Origin of the sequence: Streptomyces sp. ISL-1, from assembly GCF_018614585.1 — a bacterium.
Taxonomy (GTDB): domain Bacteria; phylum Actinomycetota; class Actinomycetes; order Streptomycetales; family Streptomycetaceae; genus Streptomyces; species Streptomyces maoxianensis.
In genome coordinates, this window is sequence record NZ_JAGGOI010000007.1 from 325,249 (window position 1) to 349,290 (window position 24,042).

Below are 24,042 nucleotides of genomic sequence, written 5' to 3' on the forward strand. Positions count from 1 at the left end.
TGTGCGGGACATGCTCCTCATTGCGCTCTTCGCGTTCCTCGGCGCCGCGGCCGTCGGCCTCCTCGGGGCGCTGGCCCTGCGCCTGCTGCGTCACCGGTCCGTCGCCGTCTCCCTCACCGTCGTCGCCGCCGTCGCGGTCACCGCCATGCTCGCCGGGACGCTCGCGGTCGCCCAGGCCATGTTCCTGTCCGCGCACGACCTCACCGTCGTCACCACGGTCGTCGCGATGGCGGCGGTCGTCTCGCTCGCCACCGCGCTGCTGCTCGGCCGCTGGGTAGTGGCCCGCAGCCGTGAACTCGCCCTGGCAGCACGCTCGTTCGGCGACGGCGGCTCATTCGCGGCGCCCAACGGGGCGTCCACAGCCGAACTGGCCGCCCTCAGCCGCGAACTCGCCGCCACCAGCGACCGGCTCGCCGCCTCCCGCGAGCGCGAACGGGCCCTGGAGACCTCCCGCCGCGAGCTCGTCGCCTGGATCTCGCACGATCTGCGCACCCCGCTGGCCGGGTTGCGCGCGATGTCCGAAGCCTTGGAGGACGGCGTCGTCCAGGATCCCGAGCGCTACTTCCGCCAGATCGGCACCGAGGTCGACCGCCTCAACTCCATGGTCGGCGACCTCTTCGAGCTCTCCCGCATCCACGCGGGCACGCTGGCCCTCACACCCACCCGGATGTCGGTGTACGACCTGGTGGGCGAGGCGCTGGCCGGGGCGGACCCGCTCGCCCGCGAGTACGGCGTACGCCTCGTCGGCGACCGTGTCGAGGCGGTCCCGGTCGAGGTGGACGGCAAGGAGATGACCCGCGTCCTGGCGAACCTCCTCGTCAACGCCATCCGGCGGACCCCGGCCGACGGCACGGTCGCCGTGGCCGCCGAGCGCCGCGCGGAATGGGTGGTGCTGTCTGTCACCGACGGCTGCGGCGGCATCCCGGAGGAGGACCTGCCCCGCGTCTTCGACACGGGCTGGCGCGGCACGCAGGCCCGAACGCCCCCGGCCGGCGCGGGTCTCGGCCTCGCCATCGTCCGCGGCATCGTCGAGGCGCACGCGGGCCGCGCAGACGTACGCAATGTGACGGGCGGCTGCCGGTTCGAGGTGTCGCTGCCCGCGGCCGTGGCTCAAGGCCGTTGAACCGCTGAGCCGTTGAACTGCTGAACCGTTGAAACGCAGGGCAGTTGAAACAGAAGGGGCCGTTGAAGCACAGGGGGCGTTGAGACATGAGGCGGTTGAAACGGCGACGGTCCGCATGAGTGACCGCCGAGCCCGCCGGGCAGTCAAACGTCGACGGCCTCGGGGAAGGCGTCGCGATCTGTAACCGGCAAAAGGCAGGGGTGCGGACGGTATGGCGCGAGAGAACGACTGGGAATTCCTGGACGACCGCGGCCGTCTGGCCGCAGCGGCAACCACACCGTCGAGGCCGGTCGCCTACATCCAGGCCGGGGCGACACTCTTCGACCACGGCATTCGTCCGGTGGGCATCTTCGGTTCCAACCACGACGGCGACGCCGCAGACCCGGCCAAGGCCGGCTCCCTGCCCATCGGGGACATCGCTTACCTCGGGTCGGGAACACGCGTCGAGGCGGACGCTGTCCTGCGGGCGGACCCCGACCTGGTGGTCGCCGTCGCCTACGGCACCGATCAGGTGTACGGCCTGGATCCGGACACGGCGAAGTACATCGAGGAACGGGTCCCGGTGGTCGTTTTCGACGTGGGGCAGGGCCGCTCACTCGGTGACGTACGCGACCGGTTCACGGCGCTCGCCCGGTCGCTCGGAACGGACGCCGACAGCTCGGGCGCGCTGGAACTCGACCGTGCGGAAGGGCGGTTACGCGCCCTCGCGACCGCCGCCGCCGGGTTACGCGTACTGGCGCTGTCACCCGCCACCCCCGACAGCGTCCATCTCGCCAGGCCACGGGCCTGGGCGGACCTGCGGGCGCTGGCCGACTGCGGCACAGGCCTGGTGGAGCCCGCGCCCGGCGCGGGCGCCAGCTGGTCCACCGTCGACTGGACCGTGGCCGCGTCGCTGCGGCCCGACATCGTGCTGAGCGATGTACGGGCCAATGCCCTGCCGGTCGACCGGCTCGACGCGATCGAGGCATGGCAGCCCGCGGCGGGCGGGGCGCGGCTGGTGCCGTGGAACCCCGAGATCCCGTGCAGCCACCTCGCGCACGCACGCTTCTTCGACGCTGTAGCGGACGCGGTGGAGGCGTCTGCGAGATAGCCGGAGATAGCCGAGGGCTGCGCCGCCAGGCCCCCCGGACGGGCTTGAATTTCCGCCGGACCGGCGGAAATTCAAGCCTCGTGGTGGTCCCCCCGGACGAAGTCCGGGGGGAGATTGAGGCGCGGGGTCCGGGGCGGAGCCCCAGCTCGGTCAGTTCGCGGCTGCCGCCGCCCGTGAGGCGGCGCCCTTCCCGTCCGTCGCCGTCGCGGTCCTCGGTGTGAGGAGCCGCTCGGCGAGATACCCGAAGACCAGCCCGAAGCAGGTCCAGAGGGTGACCTGGATCGCGAGCGTGGCAAGCCGGAACTCCCAGACCACGGTTGCCGGGAAGCCCTTCGGCACCTCGTTGAACGAGGGCAGGAAGGCGAAGGCGAGACCGGCGGCCACGACGAACGCGGCCGCGGCGGCGACGGTCGCGTTCCAGTTGCCGAGACGGGGCGCCAGCCGCCTGCCGAGGGTTACCGCGGCGACCGTGAGCAGGACGCTGAGCAGGATCATCAGGAAGTACAGCGTGGTGCGTTGGCCGATCGTGTCGGGGTCACCGACGGCCGGCGGGTTCGGCGGGTACTTCAGGAACGGCACGACGTACACGCTCAGCAGCGCGCCGAAAGCGATCAGCGCGGCTGTTGCGCGCGGGCCGAACCGGCCGATGCGGCCGAGCGCGACAGCGAACGCGAGGGCGGCGATGCCGCCGATCGCGACGCCGAAGATCAGGACGCCGGTGGAGAGACCGGCCGTGGACTGCATGGCGCGGCTGACGAGTTCCTCACCGCCGTGTCCGTGCTCGTGGCTGTTGCTCTCCTCGAACGCGATGGCGGCGTCCACGGGGGACTCACCGAGCAGATACGCGACGACGAGGGCGAAGACGCCGGCGACCAGGCCCGCGAGCATGCCGCGGACGAGCAGGGCTCTGACAGAAATGGAGTTCATGGTGTTTCCCCTGTGCTCTGCAAGACGTTACTAGTGACAGGGGAAGCCGAGCAGATGGCGTCCGTCGTGGACCCACTCGTGGACGTTCTCGCCGGAGATGAGCGAGGTGGCGCCCTGCTCGGCGCCGACGAAGTAGAGCAGAACCAGCATCAGAACGCCGAAGAACAGCGCCCAAGGGGCGATGGCCTTGAGCGAGATGGGGGTGATGGCCGGCGCGGCGGTGGCGGGCGCAACAGACTGGGCCATGGCAGAACCTCCTGGGGGAACACGCGTCCCGATCGTGGTGCCTGAGACGAAGGTGCCGGGTCTGACTTCCCGCAGGGAAACGGGTCCACAGTGGCGCGACCGTGCCGGATTCTCACCGGACTTCCGTCACACCGTCGTCATGTCCACGCGACCGTACCGCTTGCGGGCCTGCACCGCTACGGCGCAGGGGCGCGTGAGCGGGCGCCCGAACGCCCGTGATGTGCTTACGCCTTGGCTTCGAAGGGGAAGGGAGCGCACGGGATGACGATACGGGTGATGTTGGTCTCACCTGCGACGAACGCCGCGCTGCGGGAGGCCCGCTTCGGGGGTGACGCGCCGCTGGACGAGTCCGGAGCGCGCCGCGCCCGCGCCGCCGCGGGCGGGTTGCCGCGCGCCGACCGGCTCTTGAGCGGCTCGTCCGCGCGATGCCGGGAGACGGCGGCCGGGTTGGGCCTGCGTGCGGAGCCTGCAGGGGCGCTGGACGACTGGGACTTGGGCCGCTGGAGTGGGCGACGACTGGACGAAGTGAGCGCAGGCGAGCCGGAGGCGGTGTCGGCGTGGCTCTGTGACCCGTCGTGCGCACCGCATGGCGGCGAGTCGCTGCTGTCGCTGTGCACACGGGTGGGCGCGTGGCTCGAATCGCTCCCGCCCGACACCGGCCGTGTCCTCGCGGTCGTCGACCCGGCGGTGACGCGGGCGGCGATGGTGCGGGGGCTGTCCCTGCCACCGGACGCGTTCTGGCGCTTGGACGTCGCCCCCCTGACCCTCACCGAACTCACCGGGCGCGGGGGGCGCTGGAACTTGAAGTGCGGTCGCCCGCTGGGCCCGGAGGCCGGCTGACACCGGCCGACCACCGGTACACACTGCCGGGGAAGCGCGCCCATCAGCGACAGGCGCGGCAACGAAGCGGCTCGCTCACGCCTCCTCGTCCGGCAGCAGCTGTTCCGTCCAGATGACCTTGCCGTCCGCGGTGTACCGCGTGCCCCAGCGTTCCGCGAACTGGGCGACCAGGAACAGCCCACGGCCGCCCTCGTCCATGGTCGCCGCCTGGCGCAGATGCGGGGATGTGCTGCTGTGGTCCGCGACCTCGCAGATCAGCGAACGGTCGCGGATCAGCCGGACGCGGATCGGGCCCGTGGCGTACCGGATGGCGTTGGTGACCAGCTCGCTGAGGATCAGCTCCGTCGTGAAGGCCTCCTCCTCCAAGCCCCATTCGGCCAGCTTGCGGGAGACGGCGGAGCGCACCTCGCCCACGGCCGACGGGTCGGACGGCACCTCCCAGTCGGCCACCCGGCTGGGGTCCAGGACGCGCGTACGGCCGATGAGCAGCGCGATGTCGTCGCTCGGGTGTTCCGGCAGCAGCTCCTTCAGCACCGCCTCGCAGGTTTCATCCGGGCTCCGGTCCGCGTGCGCCGCCAGCGTTTCGCGCAGCAGCGCCAGGCCGTCGTCGATGTCGCGGTCGCGGTCTTCGATGAGCCCGTCCGTGTACAGCACCAGGCGACTGCCCTCCGGCAGCTGAAGGTCCAGGGTCTCGAAAGGCAGTCCACCGAGCCCGAGCGGCGGGCCGCCGGGCACATCGGCGAAGACCGCGGTGCCGTCCGGGTGGACGACGACGGGCTGGAGATGGCCGGCCCGTGACATCGTGCACAGTCCGGTAACCGGGTTGTAGATCGCGTAGATGCAGGTGGCGCCGGTGACCCCCTCCGAGCCCTCCGTGCCGTCCGCGGTCTCGTCCTGGTCGATGCGGGCGACCAGCTCGTCGAGGTGCCACAGCAGCTCGTCGGGCGGCAGATCCAGGCTGGAGAAGTTGTGGACCGCGGTGCGCAGCCGGCCCATGGTCGCCGCGGCGTGCAGGCCGTGGCCCACGACGTCGCCCACCACAAGCGCCACCCGGGCGCCCGGCAGCGGGATGATGTCGAACCAGTCGCCGCCGACGCCGCCGAGGCCGCCGAGACCGGCCTGCGCGGGCAGGTAGCGGTAGGCGACGTCGATGGCGTTCTGCTCGGGCACGCCGCGCGGCAGCAGGCTTCGCTGGAGGGTCACCGCCATGGTGTGCTCGCGGGTGTAGCGGCGGGCGTTGTCGATGCTGACCGCGGCCCTCGCGACCAGCTCCTCCGCGAGGGACAGGTCCTCCTCCTCGAACGGCTCGGGCTTCTCCGAGCGCCAGAACATCACCACGCCCAGAATCACGCCGCGGGCGCGCAACGGCACCGCGATCATGGAGTGGATTCCGTACTCGACGAGCTTCCTGGCCCGCTTCGGATCCTGCTCCTGCCATCCGGTGTACGCGGTCAGATCCGGCTCCAGGACCGCCTCACCCTTGCGGATGCCGAAGCCCATCCGCGTGGACGGCACGAAATGGATCAGCTTGCCCAGCGGGTAGAGCGCGGTGTCCCCCCGCCGTCCGCTGAAAGCGACACGGCGCATGTCGTGGCCGCCGCCGGCGGCCGTCGGCTCCTCGCCGCGCAGCACCTCCTCCACCAGGTCGACGGTGGAGTAATCGGCGAACCGGGCCGCGGCGAACTCCGTCAGCTCCTCGCAGGTGCGCGCCACGTCGAGGGTGGTGCCGATCTCGGTACCGGCGTCGTAAAGCAGCTTCAGACGCCCCCGCGCCACATCCGCCCTACCGGTCAGGGCCCGCAGCTCGGTGGTGTCGCGCAGCGTCGCGACGCTGCCCGGCGGCCCGCCGTCCTGGTCCGTGGGCCGCTGGTTCACGGCGAGCAGCCGGTCCCCGATCATGTGCACCTCGTCGGTGGCGGTCCGCCCGGAGGCGAGGAGCCGGGCGGTGAGCGGGTCGAGGCCGAGCTCGGTGACCGGGCAGCCTTCCACGTCCGGCGGCAGATTGAGCAGCCTGCGCGCCTCGTCGTTGGCGAGCACCAGCCGGCCGTCGCCGCTGACGATGAGCACGCCCTCCCGTACGGCATGCAGCACCGCGTCGTGGTGCTCGTACATCCTGGTCATCTCGGCGGGGCCGAGGCCGTGGGTCTGGCGGCGCAGCCGTCGGGTGACCAGCGCCGTACCGCCGGTGGTGACTACGAGCACCGCCCCGGTGGCCGCGAACAGCAGCGGGAACTGGTCCTGGACGACACTGCCGACATGCTCGATCGTGATCCCGGCGGACACGAGGCCGACGACCGAGCCGTCACGTGCCTTGACCGGCACCACGGCCTGGACGAGCGGCCCGATCGTCCCGGTGATCTTCTCGGTCGTGATGCCGCCGGCCAGCGCGGGCCCCAGATTTCCGACGAACTTCTTCCCGATCCGGTCGGGCAGCGGATGGGTGTAGCGGATTCCGTCGGTGTTGGTGACGACGATGAAGTCGACGCCGGACCGCTTACGGGCCTCTTCGGCGCGCGGCTGGAGAATGGCCGTCGGATCGGGACTCTTCAGCGCCGCCTCGATGCCCGGCGCGTGGGCGAAGGTCTCGGCGACGGCGACCGACCGGTTGCGGGCCTCGCGTTCACTGTCGGCCCTGGACTGCAGGACGAGCGCCACCATGGCGGCCGCGACGAGCAACACCACGATCGCCAACTGCAGGAGAAAGACCTGACCTGCGACAGTTCGCATCCGTGGAACCGAGCGCGGGCGGCCGTAGCGTTCGGCCATATGCTATTTCTACACCTCCCCCATACGCTGAGCTATCTGCGCACCGTAGAGCTCAAAGGCTGCACGCGTGACGCGTTCGCCACAGACTTCGTGTGGTCGGGCACGCGGGTTCCGTGCTGGGAGAGGGTGGCGGTACGTCGGTCAGGCGCGGCTCAGCAGCGTGCTCATCGCCGCGTGGAGCGTCGCCTCGGGATCCTGGACCGCGCCCGGTGAACGCCAGGCCACGAAGCCGTCCGGACGTACCAGCAGTGCGCCCTCGGGCGTCGTGCCGTGCATCGCGGCCCAGTCGCCATCGCCCTCCGGAACCAGGTCGGCGTCCGGACCCGCACCGATGGCGTACGCGTCCAGCGGCGCGGACAGCCGCTCCGCGACCCTCCGGGCCGCCGCCCGCCAAGCCGTCCCCGCCGCGCTGAGCAGCACGAACGACCGCTCGTAGAGGTCCAGGGTGGACATCCGCCCGGTCGGCCCGCCGACCCACATGTGGGGGGCCCGGGTGCCGGGCGCGCCCTTCAGCTCCATCCGCTCCGGCACAACGGGCCGGTCCGGGTCGACGCCCAGGACCGCGCCGTGCAGATAGCCGTAACCCATCGCCACCGAGAGGATCCCGCCCCGCCGCCCGCCGCCCGGGGTGACCGCGGGTGCGTAGCCGGGGTGGCTGTGCTCCGCCGAGCGGGACGAGGCGCGTTCGCTCGTCGCGCGCGCCACCGGGCGCCGCTCCGCGTCGTACGTCTCGAGCAGCCCGGGGCCGGCGGAGCCGTTCAGCACCAGCGCCAGCTTCCAGGCCAGGTTGTGGGCGTCCTGGATGCCGGTGTTGGAGCCGAACGCCCCGGTCGGGGACATCTCGTGGGCCGAGTCGCCGGCCAGGAACACCCGGCCTGACGAGTAGCTCCCGGCCACCCGCTCCGCGGCGTGCCACGGCGCCTTTCCGGTGATCTCGATGTCCAGATCCGGCGCGCCCGCCGCCTTGCGGATGTGCTCGGCGCAGCGCTCGTCGGTGAAGTCCTCCAGGGCTTCGCCCTGGTCCGGGTGCCAGGGGGCGTGGAACACCCACAGCTCCTGGTTGTCCACCGGCAGCAGGGCCCCGTCCGCCTCGGGGTTGGTCAGGTAGCAGACGATGAAGCGCCGGTCTCCCACCACGTCCATGAGCTGCCGGGAGCGGAAGGCGATGCTCACGTTGTGGAACAGATCGCCGTTGCCGGTCTGGCCGATCCGCAGCTGTTCCCTGACGGGGCTGCGAGGCCCGTCGGCCGCGACGAGGTAGTCGGCCCGCACGGTGCTGTGCTCACCGGTGTCACGGTTCTTCAGGACCGCCATCACGCCCGCCGGGTCCTGCTCGAAGCTGAGCAGTTCGGTCGAGAACCGGATGTCGCCGCCTTGCGCCGTGGCGCGGGACAGCAGCACGGGTTCGAGGTCGTTCTGGCTGCACAGACACCATGTCGTCGGGCTGAAGCGCGCCAGCCCGCCGCCCGGGTCGATCTCCTTGAACAGCCACTCCTGGTCGTCGCCCGTCAGTGAGCCCGCCTGCAGGATGCCGTGGTTGGCCGCGAGGACCGACGCCGCCTGCCGGATGTCCTCCTCCACCTCGGCGCCCCGGAACAGCTCCATCGTCCGCACGTTGTTTCCGCGTCCGCGCGGATGCATCGAGGTGCCCGAGTGTTTCTCCACCAGCAGATGTCTGACGCCGTGGCGGCCCAGGAACACCGACGTGGACAGGCCCACCAAGGAGCCGCCCACGATGAGGACCGGTACGCGGTGGTCGACGTTCTCTTCCAGCTCTGCCATGAGTCGCTCCAGCTCCTGCCGCCCGGGGGGATGGAACTTTCATGCCCTCTGGGGCAACGGTTCCCTCGCGCATTCACCCGCTTGGTTCTCAGCTCTCGCGCCAGTCGAAGTACCGGACCACGATCAATTGCGGGAGCGCCGCCCGAGCCAGGGAGGCGGACCGTCCGTATCCGCAGGGTCATTGAACCCGGGCGGATTCCACCGACGACGGACGAGGAGCCACGAATGTGGCGGCCGCGCTGTCGATAAGGAGTGTGAATGATGACAACCCTGTCGGAACGGATATCGCAGTCCGCCTTCGATGGCTCCAGGCTTCGGGTCGTACTGCTGCTGGACCTTCAAGAAGGCGCGCAGAACCAGTTCCTCGAGGCCTATGAGCACCTGCGTAACCAGGTCGCGTCGGTCCCCGGCCACATCAGCGACCAGCTGTGCCAGTCGATCGAGAACCCCTCGCAGTGGCTCATCACCAGCGAATGGGAGAGCGCCCCGCCCTTCCTCGCCTGGGTGAACAGCGAGGAGCACGTGACGACGGTCCAGCCGCTGCACAACTGCGTACGGGACACCCGCTCGCTGCGCTTCAGCGTCCTGCGGGAAACCGGACGGTCCTTCACGGAAACACCCGAACAGCTCAAGAGCAGGCTCCAGGCCGCACCCCGGGTCGGCGACGGCGTCGTACGGCACGCCCTCACCTTCACGGTCAAGCCGGGCAGTGAGAAGAAGGTCGCGAAGATCCTTGCCGGGTACACCTCCCCGGCGGCCCGCGTCGACGAGAGCACCCGGCTGCGCCGCACCTCGCTCTTCATGCACGGCAACCGCGTAGTGCGGGCGATCGAGGTGCAGGGTGACCTCCTCGCCGGACTGCGCCATGTGGCCAGGCAGCCCGAGGTCAGGGCCGTGGAAGAAGCCATCAACCCGTATCTGGAGCAGGACCGGGACCTCGAGGACCCGGACTCCGCCCGGATGTTCTTCACCCGGGCGGCCCTCCCCGCGGTCCACCATGTGGCCGGCGACGGGCGAGACCCCGCCGAGCTGAGCCGGCACGCGCTGTTCTACCCGGCCAAGGAGGGCTGCGGAATGGCGCTGGCCCGGCTGCTCGCCAAGCAGGACGAGGCGGCGGCCGAGAACTCCGACAGCCCCATCGCGAGCAGCACCATCTTCCAGCGCGACGACGTCGTCGTCCGCCTCGTCGATGTGAGCGGCAGGCTCGACGCGAAGCCCGCCCTGGCGCTCGGCGTCAGCGGACCCCGCAAGGCAGCCACCCTCGCCCGGCTGCTCGCTGTCGGCGGGGACGGCATGCCGACCACCCAGAAGGAGGTGTCGCGATTCCTCGCGGACTCCGAAATGGACCTGATCACCGACCGGACCGCGTCGCCGGAGTCCTGAACCGCGCGTCCGGCCATCACGGCCACCGGCCGAGCTGTCGGGGGCAAGCACCTGGAGGAACCAGTCATGACCACGCACCGCCCACGCATCGTGGACCTCAGCGAGACCCAGCCCAACCGCAGGCGCGGAGGCGACCTGCGCGCCTTGCTCACCCCGACCGCGGTGGGCGCCACCAGTGGATTCATGGGCCTTGCCATCGTGCAGCCCGGCGAACGCATCGGCGAGCACTACCACCCGTACTCCGAGGAATTCGTGTACGTGGTGAACGGGCTTCTGGAGGTGGATCTCGATGGTGAGACGCACCCGATGCGGCCCGATCAGGGCCTCCTGATCCCCCTGAACGTGCGCCACCGATTCCGCAACGTCGGGGACGTGGAGGCCCGCATGGTCTTCCACCTCGGCCCACTCGCCCCGCGCCCGGAACTCGGGCACGTCGACACCGAGGAGAACGAGCGCCCCGACGACACCGACACCGGACACCCCGGAAGCGCCGAGCAGGGCAGGCCGCCGGAACGGACTGGGGTCGTTTCGTGAGCCGGCGGGTGGCGGTCACCGGGGTCGGTATCGTCGCCCCCGGCGGAGTCGGCGCCCAGGCGTTCTGGGACCTGCTCGCGAACGGCCGAACGGCGACGCGCGGCATCACGCTCTTCAACCCGGAGGGCTTCCGCTCGCGCATAGCCGCCGAGGTCGACTTCGACCCCGGGGCCCACGGTCTCGACCAGGAGCAAGTGGCGCGCTCGGACCGGTACATCCAGTTCGCGCTGGTGGCCGCCGAGGAGGCGATACGCGACTCCGGCATAGATCCGGAGAAGAAGGACCCCTGGCGTATCGGGGTCTCGCTCGGCACCGCGGTGGGTGGAACCACCCGCCTGGAGCACGACTATGTCGCCGTCAGCGGCAAGGGCGAGCGCTGGGACGTGGACCACCGGCCGGCCGGACCGCATCTGCACCGTGCGTTCTCGCCGAGCTCCCTCGCCTCCGCGGTGGCCGAACAGGTCGGCGCCCACGGCCCGGTGCAGACCGTCTCGACGGGCTGCACCTCAGGGCTCGACGCGATCGGCTACGCCTTCCACGCCATCGAGGACGGCCGGCTCGACGTGTGCATCTCGGGTGCGTCGGACTCGCCGATCTCCCCGATCACGGTCGCCTGCTTCGACGCGATCAAGGCGACCTCGCCGAACAACGACGACCCGGCCCACGCATCCCGGCCGTTCGACGCCAACCGGGACGGGTTCGTCATGGGCGAGGGCGGCGCCGTACTGGTCCTGGAGGAACTGGACCACGCCCGGGCCCGCGGGGCCCGGGTGTACTGCGAGATAGGCGGCTACTCCACCTTCGGCAACGCCTACCACATGACGGGACTGACGCCCGAGGGGCTGGAGATGGCCCAGGCGATCAACAGTGCCCTCGGCCACGCCCGTATCAACAGCACCGAGATCGACTACGTCAACGCGCACGGCTCGGGCACCAAACAGAACGACAGGCACGAGACGGCCGCGGTGAAGCGCTCCCTGGGCGACCACGCCTACAAGACGCCCATGAGCTCGATCAAATCCATGGTGGGCCACTCACTGGGCGCCATCGGAGCGATCGAACTCGTGGCCTGCGTCCTCGCCATGGACCGGCAAGTGGTGCCGCCTACGGCGAACTACGAGACCCCCGACCCCGAATGCGACCTGGACTACGTGCCGCGCACCGCCCGCCCCCGGAAGTTGAGGAGCGTGCTCTCCGTCGGCAGCGGGTTCGGCGGATTCCAGTCGGCGGTCGTCCTGACCCGGCCAAGTGGGAGGGCGCGATGAACTCCGGACAAGCCCGGCAGACGGTCATCACAGGCATCGGCGTCATCGCCCCCAACGGGGTCGGCACCGAGGCCTTCTGGAAGTCGACCCAGGCAGGCATCAGCGTCCTCGACCGGGTCACCCGCGAGGGCTGCGAACATCTGCCGCTCCGCGTGGCGGGGGAGGTGCGCGACTTCGACCCCGGTGCGCTGATCGAGGAGCGCTACCTCGTCCAGACCGACCGCTTCACGCACTTCGCGATGGCCGCGGCCGATCTCGCCCTCGACGATGCCCGGCTCGGCCGCGCCGACTACGAAGGCTCGCCCTTCGCCGTGGGCGTGGTGACCGCAGCCGGGTCCGGCGGCGGCGAATTCGGACAGCGTGAATTGCAGCGGCTGTGGGGACAGGGCTCCCGCTTCGTAGGCCCGTACCAGTCCATTGCCTGGTTCTACGCGGCCAGCACCGGCCAGGTATCCATCCGAGGCGGCTTCAAGGGACCCTGCGGCGTCGTCGCCAGCGACGAAGCGGGTGGACTGGACGCGTTCGCGCACGCCGCGCGGGCCATACGGCGCGGCACCGACGCCGTCGTGGTGGGCGCCGCGGAAGCCCCGCTCGCGCCGTACTCGGTCGTCTGCCAGCTCGGGTACGAGGACCTGAGCGGCTGTGAGGACCCGACGCGCGCCTACCGCCCCTTCACCTCCGACGCCTGTGGCTTCGTCCCCGCCGAAGGCGGCGCGATGCTCGTGGTCGAGGAGGAGGCGGCGGCCCGCCGCCGAGGTGCCCGCCCCCGCGCCCTGGTGGCGGGGCACGCGGCCACCTTCACGGGGCCCTCCAAGTGGGAGCGGTCCCGGGAGGGGCTGGCCCACGCGATTCGCGGTGCGCTGGCGGAGGCCCAGTGCGCGCCCGAGGAAGTCGACGTGGTCTTCGCGGACGCGCTCGGCGTGCCGGAGGCCGACCGGGCCGAGGCGCTGGCGATCGTCGACGCGCTGGGCGAACACGGCCGGCGCGTACCGGTGACGGCGCCCAAGACCGGTACCGGACGGGCCTACTGCGGAGGCCCCGTGCTCGACACGGCCGCCGCGGTGCTGGCCATGGAGCACGGCCTCGTACCGCCCACGCCCAACGTCTTCGAGGTGTGTCACGACCTCGACGTCGTGACGGGCAAGGCCCGCCCCGCGCAGCTTCGGACCGCGCTGGTGCTGAGCCGCGGGCTGATGGGCTCGAACGCGGCGCTGGTGCTGCGCGGCGCCACCGACACCCCCTCGTGAGAAGGAGAACTCACCATGTCCGATCGACTGACCCTCGAAGAACTCGCCGCCCTGATGAAGAAGGGCGCCGGACTCACCGTCGATCCCGTCGACCTGGCGAGCCGGCCGCTGGCCCGCTTCGACGAGTTCGGCCTCGACTCGCTGGGCCTGCTCGGCATCGTCGGTGAGCTGGAGAACCGGCACGGCCGTCCGCTGCCCCCCGACGCGGACCGCTGCAAGACCCCCCAGGAGTTCCTGGACCTAGTCAACAACACCCTCATGACTGGAGCCTGACGTGCCCGGACACACCGAGAACGAGATCACCGTCGCCGCCCCCCTGGACCTCGTCTGGGAGGTGACCAACGACATCGAGCACTGGCCCCAGCTGTTCAGCGAGTACGCGTCGGTCGAGGTCCTCTCCCGGGAGGGGAACACCACGACCTTCCGCCTGACCATGCACCCCGACGAGAACGGCACGGTCTGGAGCTGGGTCTCGGAGCGTACGACCGACCGCAAGGGCCGCAAGGTACGGGCCCGCCGCGTCGAGACCGGTCCCTTCCAGCACATGGACATCCTCTGGGAGTACTCGGAGGTCCCGGGCGGCACGCGCATGCACTGGACGCAGGACTTCGCGATGAAGCCGGACGCCCCGGTCGACGACGACTGGATGACCGACAACATCAACCGCAACTCCCGCGTCCAGATGGAACTCATCCGGGACAAGATCGAGCAGCGCGACCGCGAGAGCCGCAGCGCCTCGGTCACCGCCAACTGAACCCCGGGCAAGGGACCTGGGAAAGAAAGGAAGCTCCACGATGCACCAAGCCCTGATCGTCGCCCGTATGGCGCCGGAGTCGGCCCCGGACATCGCCAGGCTGTTCGAGGCCTCCGACACCGGCGAACTGCCGCACCTCGTCGGCGTCGCCCGGCGCAGCCTGTTCCAGTTCGGCGACGTGTATCTGCACCTGATCGAGTCCGAGCGGCCGCCCGGCCCCGAAATCGCGAAGGTGACGGACCATCCGGCGTTCCGGGACATCAGCGACCGGCTCACCGCCTTCGTCAGCCCGTACGACCCGGAGACCTGGCGCACCCCCAAGGATGCGATGGCCCGCCAGTTCTACCGGTGGGAGCGCGACGGAGCGTCCTGACACAACGAATGCCCCGGGCCCGGCTGTGTGCCGGGCCCGGGGCTTTTGTGCTGTAGGAGTGCGCGGCGGTCGGTCACTGGGGCACGGCGCCCTCGAACGCGTGGAGATACGCGTTCACCGGACGGATCTCGCCGACGAGCAGGCCCGCCTCCGTCATCCTGTCCACCAGGCTTGCCTTGGTGTGTTTCGCACCGCCGACATTGAGGAGCAGCAGCAGGTCCATCGCCGTCGTGAACCTCATCGAGGGGGTGTCGTCGACGAGATTCTCGATGACGACGACTCTGGCGCCCGAGCGGGCCGCGGTGACGATGTTCCCCAGTGTTCTCAGAGTGCTCTCGTCGTCCCACTCCAGGATGTTCTTGACGATGTAGAGATCGGCCTCGACCGGGATGTCCTCCCGGCAGTCGCCGGGGACGATGCGCACCCGCTCCGCCAGCGAGCCACCGGTCCGCAACCGGGGGTCCGCCTTCGCCACCACGTCGGGCAGATCGAGCAGCGTGCCCCGGACGGCGGGATGCTTCTCGAGCAGACTCGCCAGCACATGCCCCTGGCCGCCCCCGATGTCCGCGACCACACTGATCCCGGTCAGGTCGAGGAGCTCCGCGACCTCCAGCGCGGACTGCACGCTGGAAGTGGTCATGGCCCGGTTGAAGACATGGGCCGACTCGTGCGCGTCCTGGTGCAGATACTCGAAGAACCCCTTGCCGTACAGCTCGTGGAAGATGCTTCTGCCCGAGCGCACCGCGTCGTCGAGCCGCGGCCACGCGTCCCAGGTCCATGGCTCCGTGCACCACAGGGCGATGTACCGCAGGCTGTTCGGGGCGTCCTCGCGCAGCATGCAGGACATGTCCGTATGGGCGAACGTCCCGTCCTCGGTCTCGACGAAGACGCCGTAACAGGACAGGGCGCGAAGGAGTCGGCGCAGAGGCTGCGGTTCGGTGTTCAGCGCGGCCGCGAGCTCCTCCGCCGTCGCCGGCGAGTCGCCGAGCGCGTCGGCCACACCCAGCCGGGCGGCCGCACGCACGGCAGCGGCGCACGCCGCTCCGAAGACGAGCTCCCGCATGCGCATGGCCGACTGGGGAGCGGACTCGAAGGTTGACGCTGGTCTGGGGGTAACGGTGGTCATACCGCCTCGATTCTCCTGGTGTCGGGGAACACCGGTCAGCACATCCCTGCGGGGTTGGAGGCCTGGCACACATTGCCGAGGAACGTGTTGCCCGTTCCGCCGCCGCCGTCGAGCAGGTCCGCCGGCTTGTTGCCCAGCGCCTGGTTGTGCTGGACGACGTTGGCGGTGTTCTGGGCGCCGACGAAGCTCTTGAACAGCACGATGCCGCCGGAGAGCGGCGAGGAGCCCACGTTGTCCAGGATCAGGTTCGCGCGGACGACGGTCGCCTCTGAGCCGGTGAGCACGATGCCGGAGCCCTGGACGGCGGGCAGGCGGGGGGTGGCGGCGCAGAACTTGTTGTTCTTGTAGACCATGTTGCCGCGTACGGTCATCGCGCCGGCCGCGGGCTTCGACTCGTCGCCCACGACGAACACGCCGGCGCAGTTCTCGGTCATGACATTGCCGCGGATGGTGAGGTTACGGACCCGCCTGGCCGTGACCCCGATCCGGTTCCCGGTCAGCATGTTGTCCGCCACCACCGCACCCATGGTGTCGGTCGCCCCGCCCTCCTCGTCGACCGTGTTCGCGATGAAGATGCCGGCGTCGCCGTTGTTCCGGGCGACGTTGTCACGGAACACACCCCGGGTGGACTTCTGCTGAGCCATGCCCCAGGTGCCGTTCTTCTCGGCGACTACCTGCCGGACCGTCAGGCGGTCGGTGCCGGAGGCCCAGATGGCGTTCTTCTTGAAGCCCGAGAGGGCGAGCGAGCGGATGGTGACCCCGTCGACGGTCTTGGCATCGGTACCCATCACACAGATGCCGTTGCCGTTCTGCGCACAGACGTTCTTGGCCGGCGCGGCCGCAGTGGCAGCGGGCCCCGGCATGATGACCGTGCTTCTGCCGTACCCGCGCAGGGTCAGATTCGCCTTGGTGACAAGGACGCTCTCCCGGTAGGTGCCGGGGTGGAGGAGAATCGTGTCTCCCGGTTGGGCGGCGTCGACCGCCGCCTGAATCGATTCGCCCGGATGCACCGTGTGACTGTCCGGTCCGGTGGACGGCGCCGCCGCGCCCAGTCCCGTGACCATGACGACGGAGATGCATGCGAGACATCTGATCTGTCGTTTCGTCATGAGGCGAAGCTATGGGCGATCTTCCGGGCTCGCCACACGGAGTGAGCGGATGGATACCTCCTGTGCGCGAATGGGCGCGTGCGTCCCCCCGAGTGGGCCAACTACGTCCCGGCTGCGGCGCCGTTGCCGGCTTCGTGAATCTTCCGCGCGGGCTCGAACGGACGTCGAGCAGCGGCGGGCAAGGTGCAGCCGGATGGGAGAGTCCGTGAGCGCGCTGCTCAGCCGCGCATGTGCGGGACGTTGTGGCGACGCTCAGATCCAGGTGGAGGGCGCAGCCCTGCCGGACGCTCGGGGTTCTGCGAGAACCCGGCTGTGCACAGGTGCGGACAAGACAGTCCCCGGCGGTCCTTGCCGATGCCGTGAGTCCCAGTCGTCGCTGCTGGCTCCGATATCGACAGCTTCTGCCGGGGGCCTGGCCAGAGCCGAGAAAAGGGGCACGCGAGCCGACGGACGTCTCCATCGACGGTGTGGCTCTCTCCGGTTGTCCGGTGTATTTGCCAGTTTCCTCCTGATTTTGCTCCAGTCAAGGGGCCTGCTGTGTCTTCTGCGGATTCTGCGGATTCTGCGGATTCTGCGGACGAAGACTTCACCCCGCCGTCGCTCCCCCAGGGCGTGATCACTGACCAGACATCGGCTACGACGAGTCGCTCGGTGAGCCGCGCACGGGGCGGACCGGTTGGCCGGGCGCCGCGGTGCCCCGTGGAGCGGGTCGAGAGTGCGGGGCATATCGCGCCGATCCCATCGTCTGATGAGAAGTCGACCCGGCAGCCGTTCCTACGCTGGCGGCGTGACGAAACAGCTGGTGGTGAACGGTCCGGGGGAGGCGTGGGCCTCGGCGGTCGACGGACATCTGCGGTGGATCCACAACCTGCTCGGCAGTCTTCGCCTCCCCGCGGAACGTCGGGACATGTTGCGTTCCCGTCTCCGCGCGGTCCAGGCACGCGCTGCGGACCCGGAGCTGCGGGTCGCGGTGTTCGGGGAGGCATCCAGCGGCAAGAGCACGCTGCTCAACGCCTTCCTGCGACGCCGCTTGCTGCCCTCCTCCGCCCTGGTGACCACGCGCACCACCACAGTGCTGCGGTACCGGGACGGCGCTGAGGGCCTACGGGTCCGCACGCCTGACGGCGTCGTGCTGACATGGCCGTCCACGGCGTTCGCCCACTGGGCGGGGGAGCGGTACGAGTCCGGGCCGACCGGTCTGGAGTATGCGCTGGAGCGGGTGCTGACCACCCAATTGTCCGAACAGATCCGAGGTCTGGAGGTGTTGTCGCCCGTCCGGCTGCTCGGTGACGGCACTACGGTGCTCGACACGCCAGGGTTCAGCGTGAGTGACAGCGGGCATCGGGAGCTGGCTGTGGCCGCCGCGCGGCAGGCGGACCTCGCGCTCGTGGTGGTGCCGGCCGTCGCCGCGATGTCGATGACGCTGGTGGACTTTCTCACCGGTCCGCTGGGGGACCACCACGATAGGTGCGCCTTCGTGCTCACCAAGGTCGACCTGCTCGATGACGACGAACGATCCGAGGTCGTCGAGGTCGTCGGGAACCGGCTGAAGGAACTGGGGATCAGTGATCCGGTGCTGTTGCCCTGCGCCCCGGGGGAGGCTCTGAAGGAGATCACCAAGCCCGGCGCCCGCAGGCCCGGCGCGTCCGAGTACCTTCCCCGGTTCCGCGCGATCGAGGCTCGCATCGCGCGGCTGGCAACCGAGCGACGGCAGTCCGCAATCGCAGCCACGGTGCTCGGCTTGCTCTCCCAACTGCTCTCTGCCGTGGCGGAATCCGCGGAGACCCAGCGGGCCGCACTCAGTCGCACGGAGCGCGGACTGGCCGCCCTGTCTCTGCCGGACTTCCCGGCCTTCTTGAACGCCTGGGCCCAGCGCACACTGGACGGGGCTGGGAACGAGCTGAATCACGCTGCCTTCACCAGCATTCCGGTGGCTTCCCGGGCGGAGCTGGACACGAAAGTGGTCGCCGCCGTGGCCGGAGACAAGATCAACAAAATGGTCGAGGCGACCGGAAATGTCTCCCGCATCGTGCGACTCCACTTACGGAGAGAGGCCGAGCGGGCCGTGCGGGCCTCAGCGGATCGGGCCGGTGAGCTGCTGACATCCGGAGCCGAGGAGCTGGCGCGCGACTTCGCCACCCAGTACAGCGCCCTGGCGGTGCTGGTCGGTGAGGTCTGGGCTCCGCCCGCCGCGGCCACGGTGGCGGCGACCGACCTGCCCGCCCCGGACCTGTCCGGCCTCGACCACACCCTGACCGAGATCGGCGCCCGGCTGACCGCCAGCGACAACTGGCGCACCGGCGGTGGAGCGATGGCCGGAGCCCTGGCCGGCAGCTTGATCGCCCCCGGCATCGGCACCGTCATCGGCGGGGCGCTCGGCGCGTTCATCGGCAAGCGAAGCCCCGACGCGGCCCGCGCACAGTTTCTGGAGCGGGCACGCCCGATCATTGCCGCCGCGTACGACGAAGTCGGCACCCTCATCTCCGAGTCCCTGCCGCGCGTCCGCGGAGGCGTCAGCGACAGCGTCGCCGCCCTGTGCGCGCAGTACGAAGACGAGTGGGGTGACGAGATCGCCCGTCTCGCCGCCGCGAACGACCGGCAGCGCGCCGAACTGGCCGCCGGGATCGCCGCCGCGGAGGAGGCCGCGACCGCCGCCCGACACCGTCGCGAGAGGGTCGCGGCGCTCCGCAGCGAGACCACGGCCACCCGTACCGTCCCTGACCTTGAGGAGCAGTGACCCATGGACAACGGTTCCCCGCCCACCGCCATCGGCCAGGCCGCCGACGTCGCCGATGTCAGCGGCGCGGCCCCCGGTTGGCTCCGGGAGGCCCGCCAACTGGCCGACGAGTACCGCCTCGACCGGATCGTCGCTGCCCTGGACGCCCTGGCCGCCGAACGCGGCAGGCACGCCTTCCGGGTCGCACTCGTAGGCGAGTTCAACCGAGGAAAGTCCACCCTGGTCAACCGGCTGATCCGCCGCGATCTGCTCCCCACAGGACCGTGCCCGGTCACTCGTGCTCCGGTGACAGTCCGGGCGGCGCCGGAGGAGTCGGTGCGACTCACCTGGCCGGACGGGCATCGTGAAGTGCGCAGCCTCGCCGACGGCGATCCGTGGGCGGGACTCACCGGCACCCCGCCCTCCCCGATGCCTCAGGAAGGGACGTACGACGCCCCCGCGCCCACCGAGCCCGCAGTCGTCGCCGCCGTGGCCGACGCGTGGCTGACGGAGCTCGGCATCGAGCTGGTGGACCTGCCGGGAGTCAACTCCGGCAGCGAGGAGCAACTGGAGCAGGTACGCCGCACCGCAGTCGCCAGCGACGCCGTCCTGTTCGTCGTCTCCGCCGTCTCTCCCATGAGCAGTACCGAACACCGCCTCCTCCAGGAGGAGGTGCTGTGCCGCCATGTCCCGTTCGTCGCCGTCGTGGTGACCATGCTGGACCTGGTCGACGCCGACGACCAGGAGGAGACCGTACGGCACCTCGGACAGCGGCTGGCCGACCTGCCCGGCCCTCTCCCCGTACTTCCCGCCCCGGTGCCACGTGGCGGAGAGCCGGAACTGGCGGCCGTGCGCGCACTCGTCGAAGAGTTCGCTCGGGGCAGCGGACGGGCCCTGTGGCGGGACCGGCGCATCGCCGCCCAGGTGGCCGACCACTGCGAAGCGGTGACCGGCATTGCCGACGAGGCCATCGCGGCCGGTCGGCTGTCCCGGACCGAGGTCGACGAGCGGGCCAAGCAGGCACAGGTACTGCTGGACAAGGAGTCGCAGCAGTGGGAGCAACTCCACCTCGACCTGACGAGCCGCCAACTCGCTCTCGCCGACCGACTGCGCACGCAGATCCACAAGGAACGCGATGGTCTCATCGAGAGGCTGCGCTGGGAACTGGAACGGACCCAGGACCCGGGTGGCTGGTGGAAACGGGACCTGCCGGTCCGGCTGCGGCACGAACTGTCGCTGCTCGCGCAGCGGTCCGAGCGGACCGTCCTGCCCGGCCTCACCGCCGACGTCGAATGGCTCGACGCCGAGGTCGCCGTGCGGCTGCCCGGGGCGTCCCCGAGTCACGTACCGGCCGGGCTTGGAGTGGCTGTGGAACCGCAGTTCTCCGGCGAGATCTCAGATCTGTCCAGGATTCGGCTGGCCACCCGGCTCGGCGCTCAGGGTGGCGCCATCGTCGGCTACCTGATCGCCTTCGCCCGTACGGCCTCGACGCGGATGATCTACGGCGCCGCGTTCAGCCTGATAGGCGGCCTGCTGGCCGAGGGGGCCGTAAGGTCCGCCACCGAACAGCAGCGCCGTGAGGTCGACACCGCCCTCGTCCGCGTGGTCGACGACAGCACCACGGCCTTCCTGCGGCAGGCGGTCGACCTGCTCTCCGAGATCTACGCCGAGGTCTTCGACCAACTGCGGCAGTCCCGCCTGGTGTGGCACGACGCCAGGCGGGCCGCCCTCGAATCCCCGGCCGGGCCGGGCGCGGACTGGCAGGCCCTGGCCCGCTCCGCGGCGGCCTTGGCTGCCCGTATCCGGGCCGAACTTCAGAACTGAAGGAGAGTGACGACCATGACCACCACGGAAGTGGCAGCAGGCTACGGGGCCGCGGACGCCCAGCGCCTGCGGCTGATGGCGATCTGCCGGCAACTCGGGCACATCGCCGGGCAGATCGGCAACAGCGGGGCGCAGGGCGTAGTGACCGCGCTGCTCGATCGGATGGACAGCGACGCCTTCCACGTGATGGTGGTCGGCGACTTCAACCGCGGCAAGTCCACCTTCGTCAACGCTCTCCTGGGCGCCAAGGTACTGCCGGTCAAGGCAACGCCCGCCACCGCCGTCATCACCGAGGTCAGGTTCGGCGAATCGCCGGCCGCCCGGCTGTGGCGGGAAGGCAGTGCGGAACCCGAGATCGTCCACACCGACGAGCTCACCGCCCTTATCACCGTCAACAGCAAGGAACCCGACCAGCGCAATCCGTTCGTCATGGCCGAGGTCACCTGGCCCCTGGAACTGTGCCGCCACAACGTCGTACTGGTCGACTCACCCGGCCTCAACGACGACGTCAACCGCGACCAGATCACTTTCGCCCAGCTGCTCAAGGCCGACGCGGTGATCTTCCTCCAGCACGCCATCGCCCCCATGAGCATCAGCGAGTCGGATTTTCTCAGGGACTACCTGGACGCACACGACCCCTTCTTCGTCTTCACCTACTTCGATGCCATCGAGGAAGCCGAACGGGACGACGTCGTCGCCGGGGCACGACAGCGCATCATCGGCCTGCGAGGCGACGACAGGGACGAGAGCCGCTTCTTCTTCGTCGACGCCAAGAGCGCCCTGCGCGCCCGGGTCGCCGACGACGCCGGCCGCTACGCGGACTCCGGCGTGGCCGACCTGGAACAGGCCCTGGAGCGGTATCTGGTGACCGACCGCCACAAGGTCAAAATCCTCGCTCCGGCCCGTGCCCTGCGCGGCCTCGCCCGCGAGCTCGACCGCAACATCCCCCACGAACTCGAACTGGTCAACATGGATGCCGCCGACCTCGAACGATGCTGGGAAGCGGCCCAACAGCCGCTGCGCGAACTGGAGGCACAGGCCCGGCAGATCTCGCTGGACATTCAGAACCAGACCCGAATCCTCCAGGACAGGGTGGAGACCCTGCTCGGCGGCTACCTGGCGTCCGTGTCGGACGAGGCCCCGGCGATCGCGGCGGAGGTCCCCCTGACGACCAAGCTCACCCTGAACCCCTTGCAGGGGAACGTGGCGAAACGGGCTGAACAGGTCACACAGGAGATCGCTGCCGGCACGGCGAGGGCCGTCGAGGAGAAAGTGGCCGAGTGGGTGACCGGTTCGCTGGAGCCGGTGATCCTGCAGGACCTGGAGAAGCTCGCCGAGCGGATGAACGCCCAGCTGGATTCCTTCGAGGCCCATCTCGACGAACTGCGGATCAGCCTCACCGGGGTACGGGACGCGGGGCGTGCGGGGGAGCGCCAGGAGGAACAGCCGATCACGCGATTCCTGTCGGGGGCGGCCGGACTCCTCCTCGGCGGTGTGGCGGGCGGCGTGGTCGGCGCCCGGTTCGGGGCCAAGGAGGCGCTACGGACCGTTCCGATCACTCTGGCGATGTACTGCGTCTGGATGCTCACTCCGTTCGGGGTCCCGACCCTGATCCTCGCCGCGGTCGTCCACGCATGCATCAAGAGCCGGCAGGCCGGCGGCAGGCTGGAGACCAAGATGCGGGAGGCGGTCGGCAGCGAGATGGCCACCCAGATCAGGCTGGCCGCGCCCAAAAGGGCCCGTGAGGCGGCCCAGGCGTTCGCCGCCGCCAACATGGAACCGATCACCCGCGAGGTGACCGAGGGACTCACCTCCCGGATCAGGGAGCTGACCCGGAGCGTGGAGTCGGCGCAGGAGGTCCGTCGGCAGGGCGAGTCGCGGGTCGAGGAGCGCCGCGCCGAGCTCAAGCAGCTGGAAGCGCTGCTCCGCGGGGCCGGTGACGACCTCGGCGATCTCGTCGAAGAACTCCAGCGGCTCTGATGGCCCGCTATCGCAGGCGCCTGTGCATGGCCGTGGACCTGCGCCAGTACAGCCGTCACACCTACACCGAGCAGGCCGACGCACAAGCCCGCCTCCGCCTCGTCGTCGAGCACGCCCTGCGCCGGGCCCGCGTCCTGAGGGTTCGTACGCAGCAGCAACTGCAGGGCGACGGACGGCTGGTCGTCTTTCCGGCCCGTACTGACGCTGTACGGGCGGTCCCGGAGCTCATACTCGGGCTGCGGGACGGCCTGTACGAGGCGAACCGGGCGCCCGGTGCTTTCGGCCGGATCAGGATGCGGGCCGCGCTCGGGCAGGGGCCCATCTCCCGGGCCGACAGCGGCTACCTGGGCGACTGTGTGGTGCTGGTCAGCCGCCTCGTGGACTCCGACGGGGTACGGGACGCGCTGGAGCGCAACGAGAACAGCGACCTTGCCCTGGCCGTGCCGAACGACCTCTACCGGGACGTGATCCTTCAGCAGGCGCACGGGCTGCCCGCCTCGGACTTCCGGCATATCGACGTGGTCACGGAGAAGAAGGAGTTCGCCGCAGACGCGTGGCTGCACGTGCCGAGGTCGGCGCCGGCCAGGGATCCGAGCCAGGAACCAGTGATCTGGGGGTACTCCCCGGGGCGCACGGCCATGCGGGAGTACGTCGTCCCAGCGCTTGCGGCCGCGCATCTCGCGGCCACGGTGGCCTCGCACAGCCAGACGCTGCGGGAGTGGGCGCTGCCGGATTCCGGCAGGGATACGGGTTGCGGGGACGGGGACTTTGACGGCCCGGCCCCGGCGGCACTGCACGACGCCGACCACGCGGATCGGCATCAGGTGGACACGCATCACCCGGACCCGTACCACCCGGACCCCCATCACTCCGGTCCGCATCACCACAACGCCCAGCCGGATCACCATCATCCGGATCCGCATCACCATGATTCCGGCCACCACGATCCGGGCCACC

Annotated in this window: 19 protein-coding genes and 1 pseudogene; 14 read left to right on the top strand and 6 right to left on the bottom strand. The window is 70.2% G+C overall.

What is annotated here, in order from left to right:
• Window position 1: 1 nt before the first annotated feature.
• Together J7E87_RS06820 and J7E87_RS06825 are read left to right on the top strand one after the other, a co-directional pair.
• Window positions 2-1,123 carry a sensor histidine kinase KdpD gene (locus tag J7E87_RS06820; protein WP_215090949.1) on the top strand — a complete coding sequence of 374 codons (1,122 nt, stop codon included), beginning with the start codon at window positions 2-4 and terminating at the stop codon, window positions 1,121-1,123.
• 211 nt (window positions 1,124-1,334) lie between these two features.
• Entirely contained in the window at window positions 1,335-2,213 is an 879-nt protein-coding gene (locus tag J7E87_RS06825; protein ID WP_215090951.1) for an ABC transporter substrate-binding protein, read from the top strand.
• A 150-nt stretch (window positions 2,214-2,363) separates the two neighbouring features.
• Here the strand turns inward: J7E87_RS06825 and J7E87_RS06830 are convergent, their stop codons facing one another.
• Both J7E87_RS06830 and J7E87_RS06835 read right to left on the bottom strand, forming a co-directional pair.
• Window positions 2,364-3,140: a CbtA family protein gene (locus J7E87_RS06830; protein WP_215090953.1), complete on the bottom strand. Its 777-nt coding sequence runs from the start codon at window positions 3,138-3,140 to the stop codon at window positions 2,364-2,366.
• 30 nt (window positions 3,141-3,170) lie between these two features.
• Window positions 3,171-3,386, bottom strand: a complete 216-nt coding sequence (locus J7E87_RS06835; RefSeq protein ID WP_215090955.1) for a CbtB-domain containing protein — start codon at window positions 3,384-3,386, stop codon at window positions 3,171-3,173.
• Between the two features lie 261 nt (window positions 3,387-3,647).
• On the opposite strand from J7E87_RS06835, the gene J7E87_RS06840 reads away from it, so the two are divergent.
• The gene (locus J7E87_RS06840) at window positions 3,648-4,226 is read left to right on the top strand and encodes a histidine phosphatase family protein (RefSeq protein ID WP_215090957.1); all 579 of its coding nucleotides are present in this window, start codon (window positions 3,648-3,650) and stop codon (window positions 4,224-4,226) included.
• Window positions 4,227-4,301: 75 nt separating this feature from the next.
• Here the strand turns inward: J7E87_RS06840 and J7E87_RS06845 are convergent, their stop codons facing one another.
• Window positions 4,302-6,992, bottom strand: a complete 2,691-nt coding sequence (locus tag J7E87_RS06845; RefSeq protein WP_215090959.1) for a SpoIIE family protein phosphatase/ATP-binding protein — start codon at window positions 6,990-6,992, stop codon at window positions 4,302-4,304.
• Between the two features lie 141 nt (window positions 6,993-7,133).
• Window positions 7,134-8,765: an FAD-dependent monooxygenase gene (locus tag J7E87_RS06850; protein WP_215091290.1), complete on the bottom strand. Its 1,632-nt coding sequence runs from the start codon at window positions 8,763-8,765 to the stop codon at window positions 7,134-7,136.
• 270 nt (window positions 8,766-9,035) lie between these two features.
• Between J7E87_RS06850 and J7E87_RS06855 the strand changes: the two genes are divergently transcribed.
• From J7E87_RS06855 to J7E87_RS06885, 7 genes are all read left to right on the top strand, one after another.
• Window positions 9,036-10,157, top strand: a complete 1,122-nt coding sequence (locus J7E87_RS06855; protein ID WP_215091291.1) for a SchA/CurD-like domain-containing protein — start codon at window positions 9,036-9,038, stop codon at window positions 10,155-10,157.
• 66 nt (window positions 10,158-10,223) lie between these two features.
• Complete coding sequence (locus J7E87_RS06860; RefSeq protein ID WP_215090961.1) at window positions 10,224-10,691, top strand: cupin domain-containing protein; 468 nt, start codon at window positions 10,224-10,226, stop codon at window positions 10,689-10,691.
• Complete coding sequence (locus J7E87_RS06865; RefSeq protein WP_215090963.1) at window positions 10,688-11,956, top strand: beta-ketoacyl synthase; 1,269 nt, start codon at window positions 10,688-10,690, stop codon at window positions 11,954-11,956. The genes J7E87_RS06860 and J7E87_RS06865 overlap by 4 nt, the downstream gene beginning before the upstream one ends.
• The gene (locus J7E87_RS06870) at window positions 11,953-13,203 is read left to right on the top strand and encodes a ketosynthase chain-length factor (RefSeq protein ID WP_215090965.1); all 1,251 of its coding nucleotides are present in this window, start codon (window positions 11,953-11,955) and stop codon (window positions 13,201-13,203) included. The genes J7E87_RS06865 and J7E87_RS06870 overlap by 4 nt, the downstream gene beginning before the upstream one ends.
• 15 nt (window positions 13,204-13,218) lie before the next feature.
• Entirely contained in the window at window positions 13,219-13,476 is a 258-nt protein-coding gene (locus J7E87_RS06875; RefSeq protein ID WP_215090967.1) for an acyl carrier protein, read from the top strand.
• Window position 13,477: 1 nt separating this feature from the next.
• The gene (locus J7E87_RS06880) at window positions 13,478-13,957 is read left to right on the top strand and encodes an SRPBCC family protein (RefSeq protein WP_215090969.1); all 480 of its coding nucleotides are present in this window, start codon (window positions 13,478-13,480) and stop codon (window positions 13,955-13,957) included.
• Window positions 13,958-13,997: 40 nt separating this feature from the next.
• On the top strand, window positions 13,998-14,330 hold the full coding sequence (locus tag J7E87_RS06885) for a TcmI family type II polyketide cyclase (protein ID WP_215090970.1): 333 nt from the start codon (window positions 13,998-14,000) through the stop codon (window positions 14,328-14,330).
• A gap of 73 nt (window positions 14,331-14,403) precedes the next feature.
• Here J7E87_RS06885 and J7E87_RS06890 read toward each other — a convergent pair whose 3' ends face one another.
• Both J7E87_RS06890 and J7E87_RS06895 read right to left on the bottom strand, forming a co-directional pair.
• A complete protein-coding gene (locus tag J7E87_RS06890) occupies window positions 14,404-15,456 on the bottom strand; it encodes a methyltransferase (RefSeq protein WP_215090972.1) in 1,053 nt (350 codons plus the stop codon).
• 35 nt (window positions 15,457-15,491) lie between these two features.
• Complete coding sequence (locus J7E87_RS06895) at window positions 15,492-16,565, bottom strand: nitrous oxide reductase family maturation protein NosD (RefSeq protein ID WP_215090974.1); 1,074 nt, start codon at window positions 16,563-16,565, stop codon at window positions 15,492-15,494.
• A 787-nt stretch (window positions 16,566-17,352) separates the two neighbouring features.
• Between J7E87_RS06895 and J7E87_RS06900 the strand changes: the two genes are divergently transcribed.
• The 4 genes and pseudogenes from J7E87_RS06900 to J7E87_RS06915 form a co-directional block, all read left to right on the top strand.
• Window positions 17,353-19,302 carry a dynamin family protein gene (locus J7E87_RS06900; protein WP_215090976.1) on the top strand — a complete coding sequence of 650 codons (1,950 nt, stop codon included), beginning with the start codon at window positions 17,353-17,355 and terminating at the stop codon, window positions 19,300-19,302.
• Between the two features lie 3 nt (window positions 19,303-19,305).
• Window positions 19,306-21,105, top strand: coding sequence for a dynamin family protein (locus J7E87_RS06905; RefSeq protein WP_215090978.1), 1,800 nt, complete (start codon window positions 19,306-19,308; stop codon window positions 21,103-21,105).
• 15 nt (window positions 21,106-21,120) lie between these two features.
• Window positions 21,121-23,085, top strand: coding sequence for a dynamin family protein (locus J7E87_RS06910; protein WP_215090980.1), 1,965 nt, complete (start codon window positions 21,121-21,123; stop codon window positions 23,083-23,085).
• Window positions 23,086-23,111: 26 nt separating this feature from the next.
• Window positions 23,112-24,042: pseudogene (locus J7E87_RS06915) on the top strand (hypothetical protein); the annotation flags it as partial.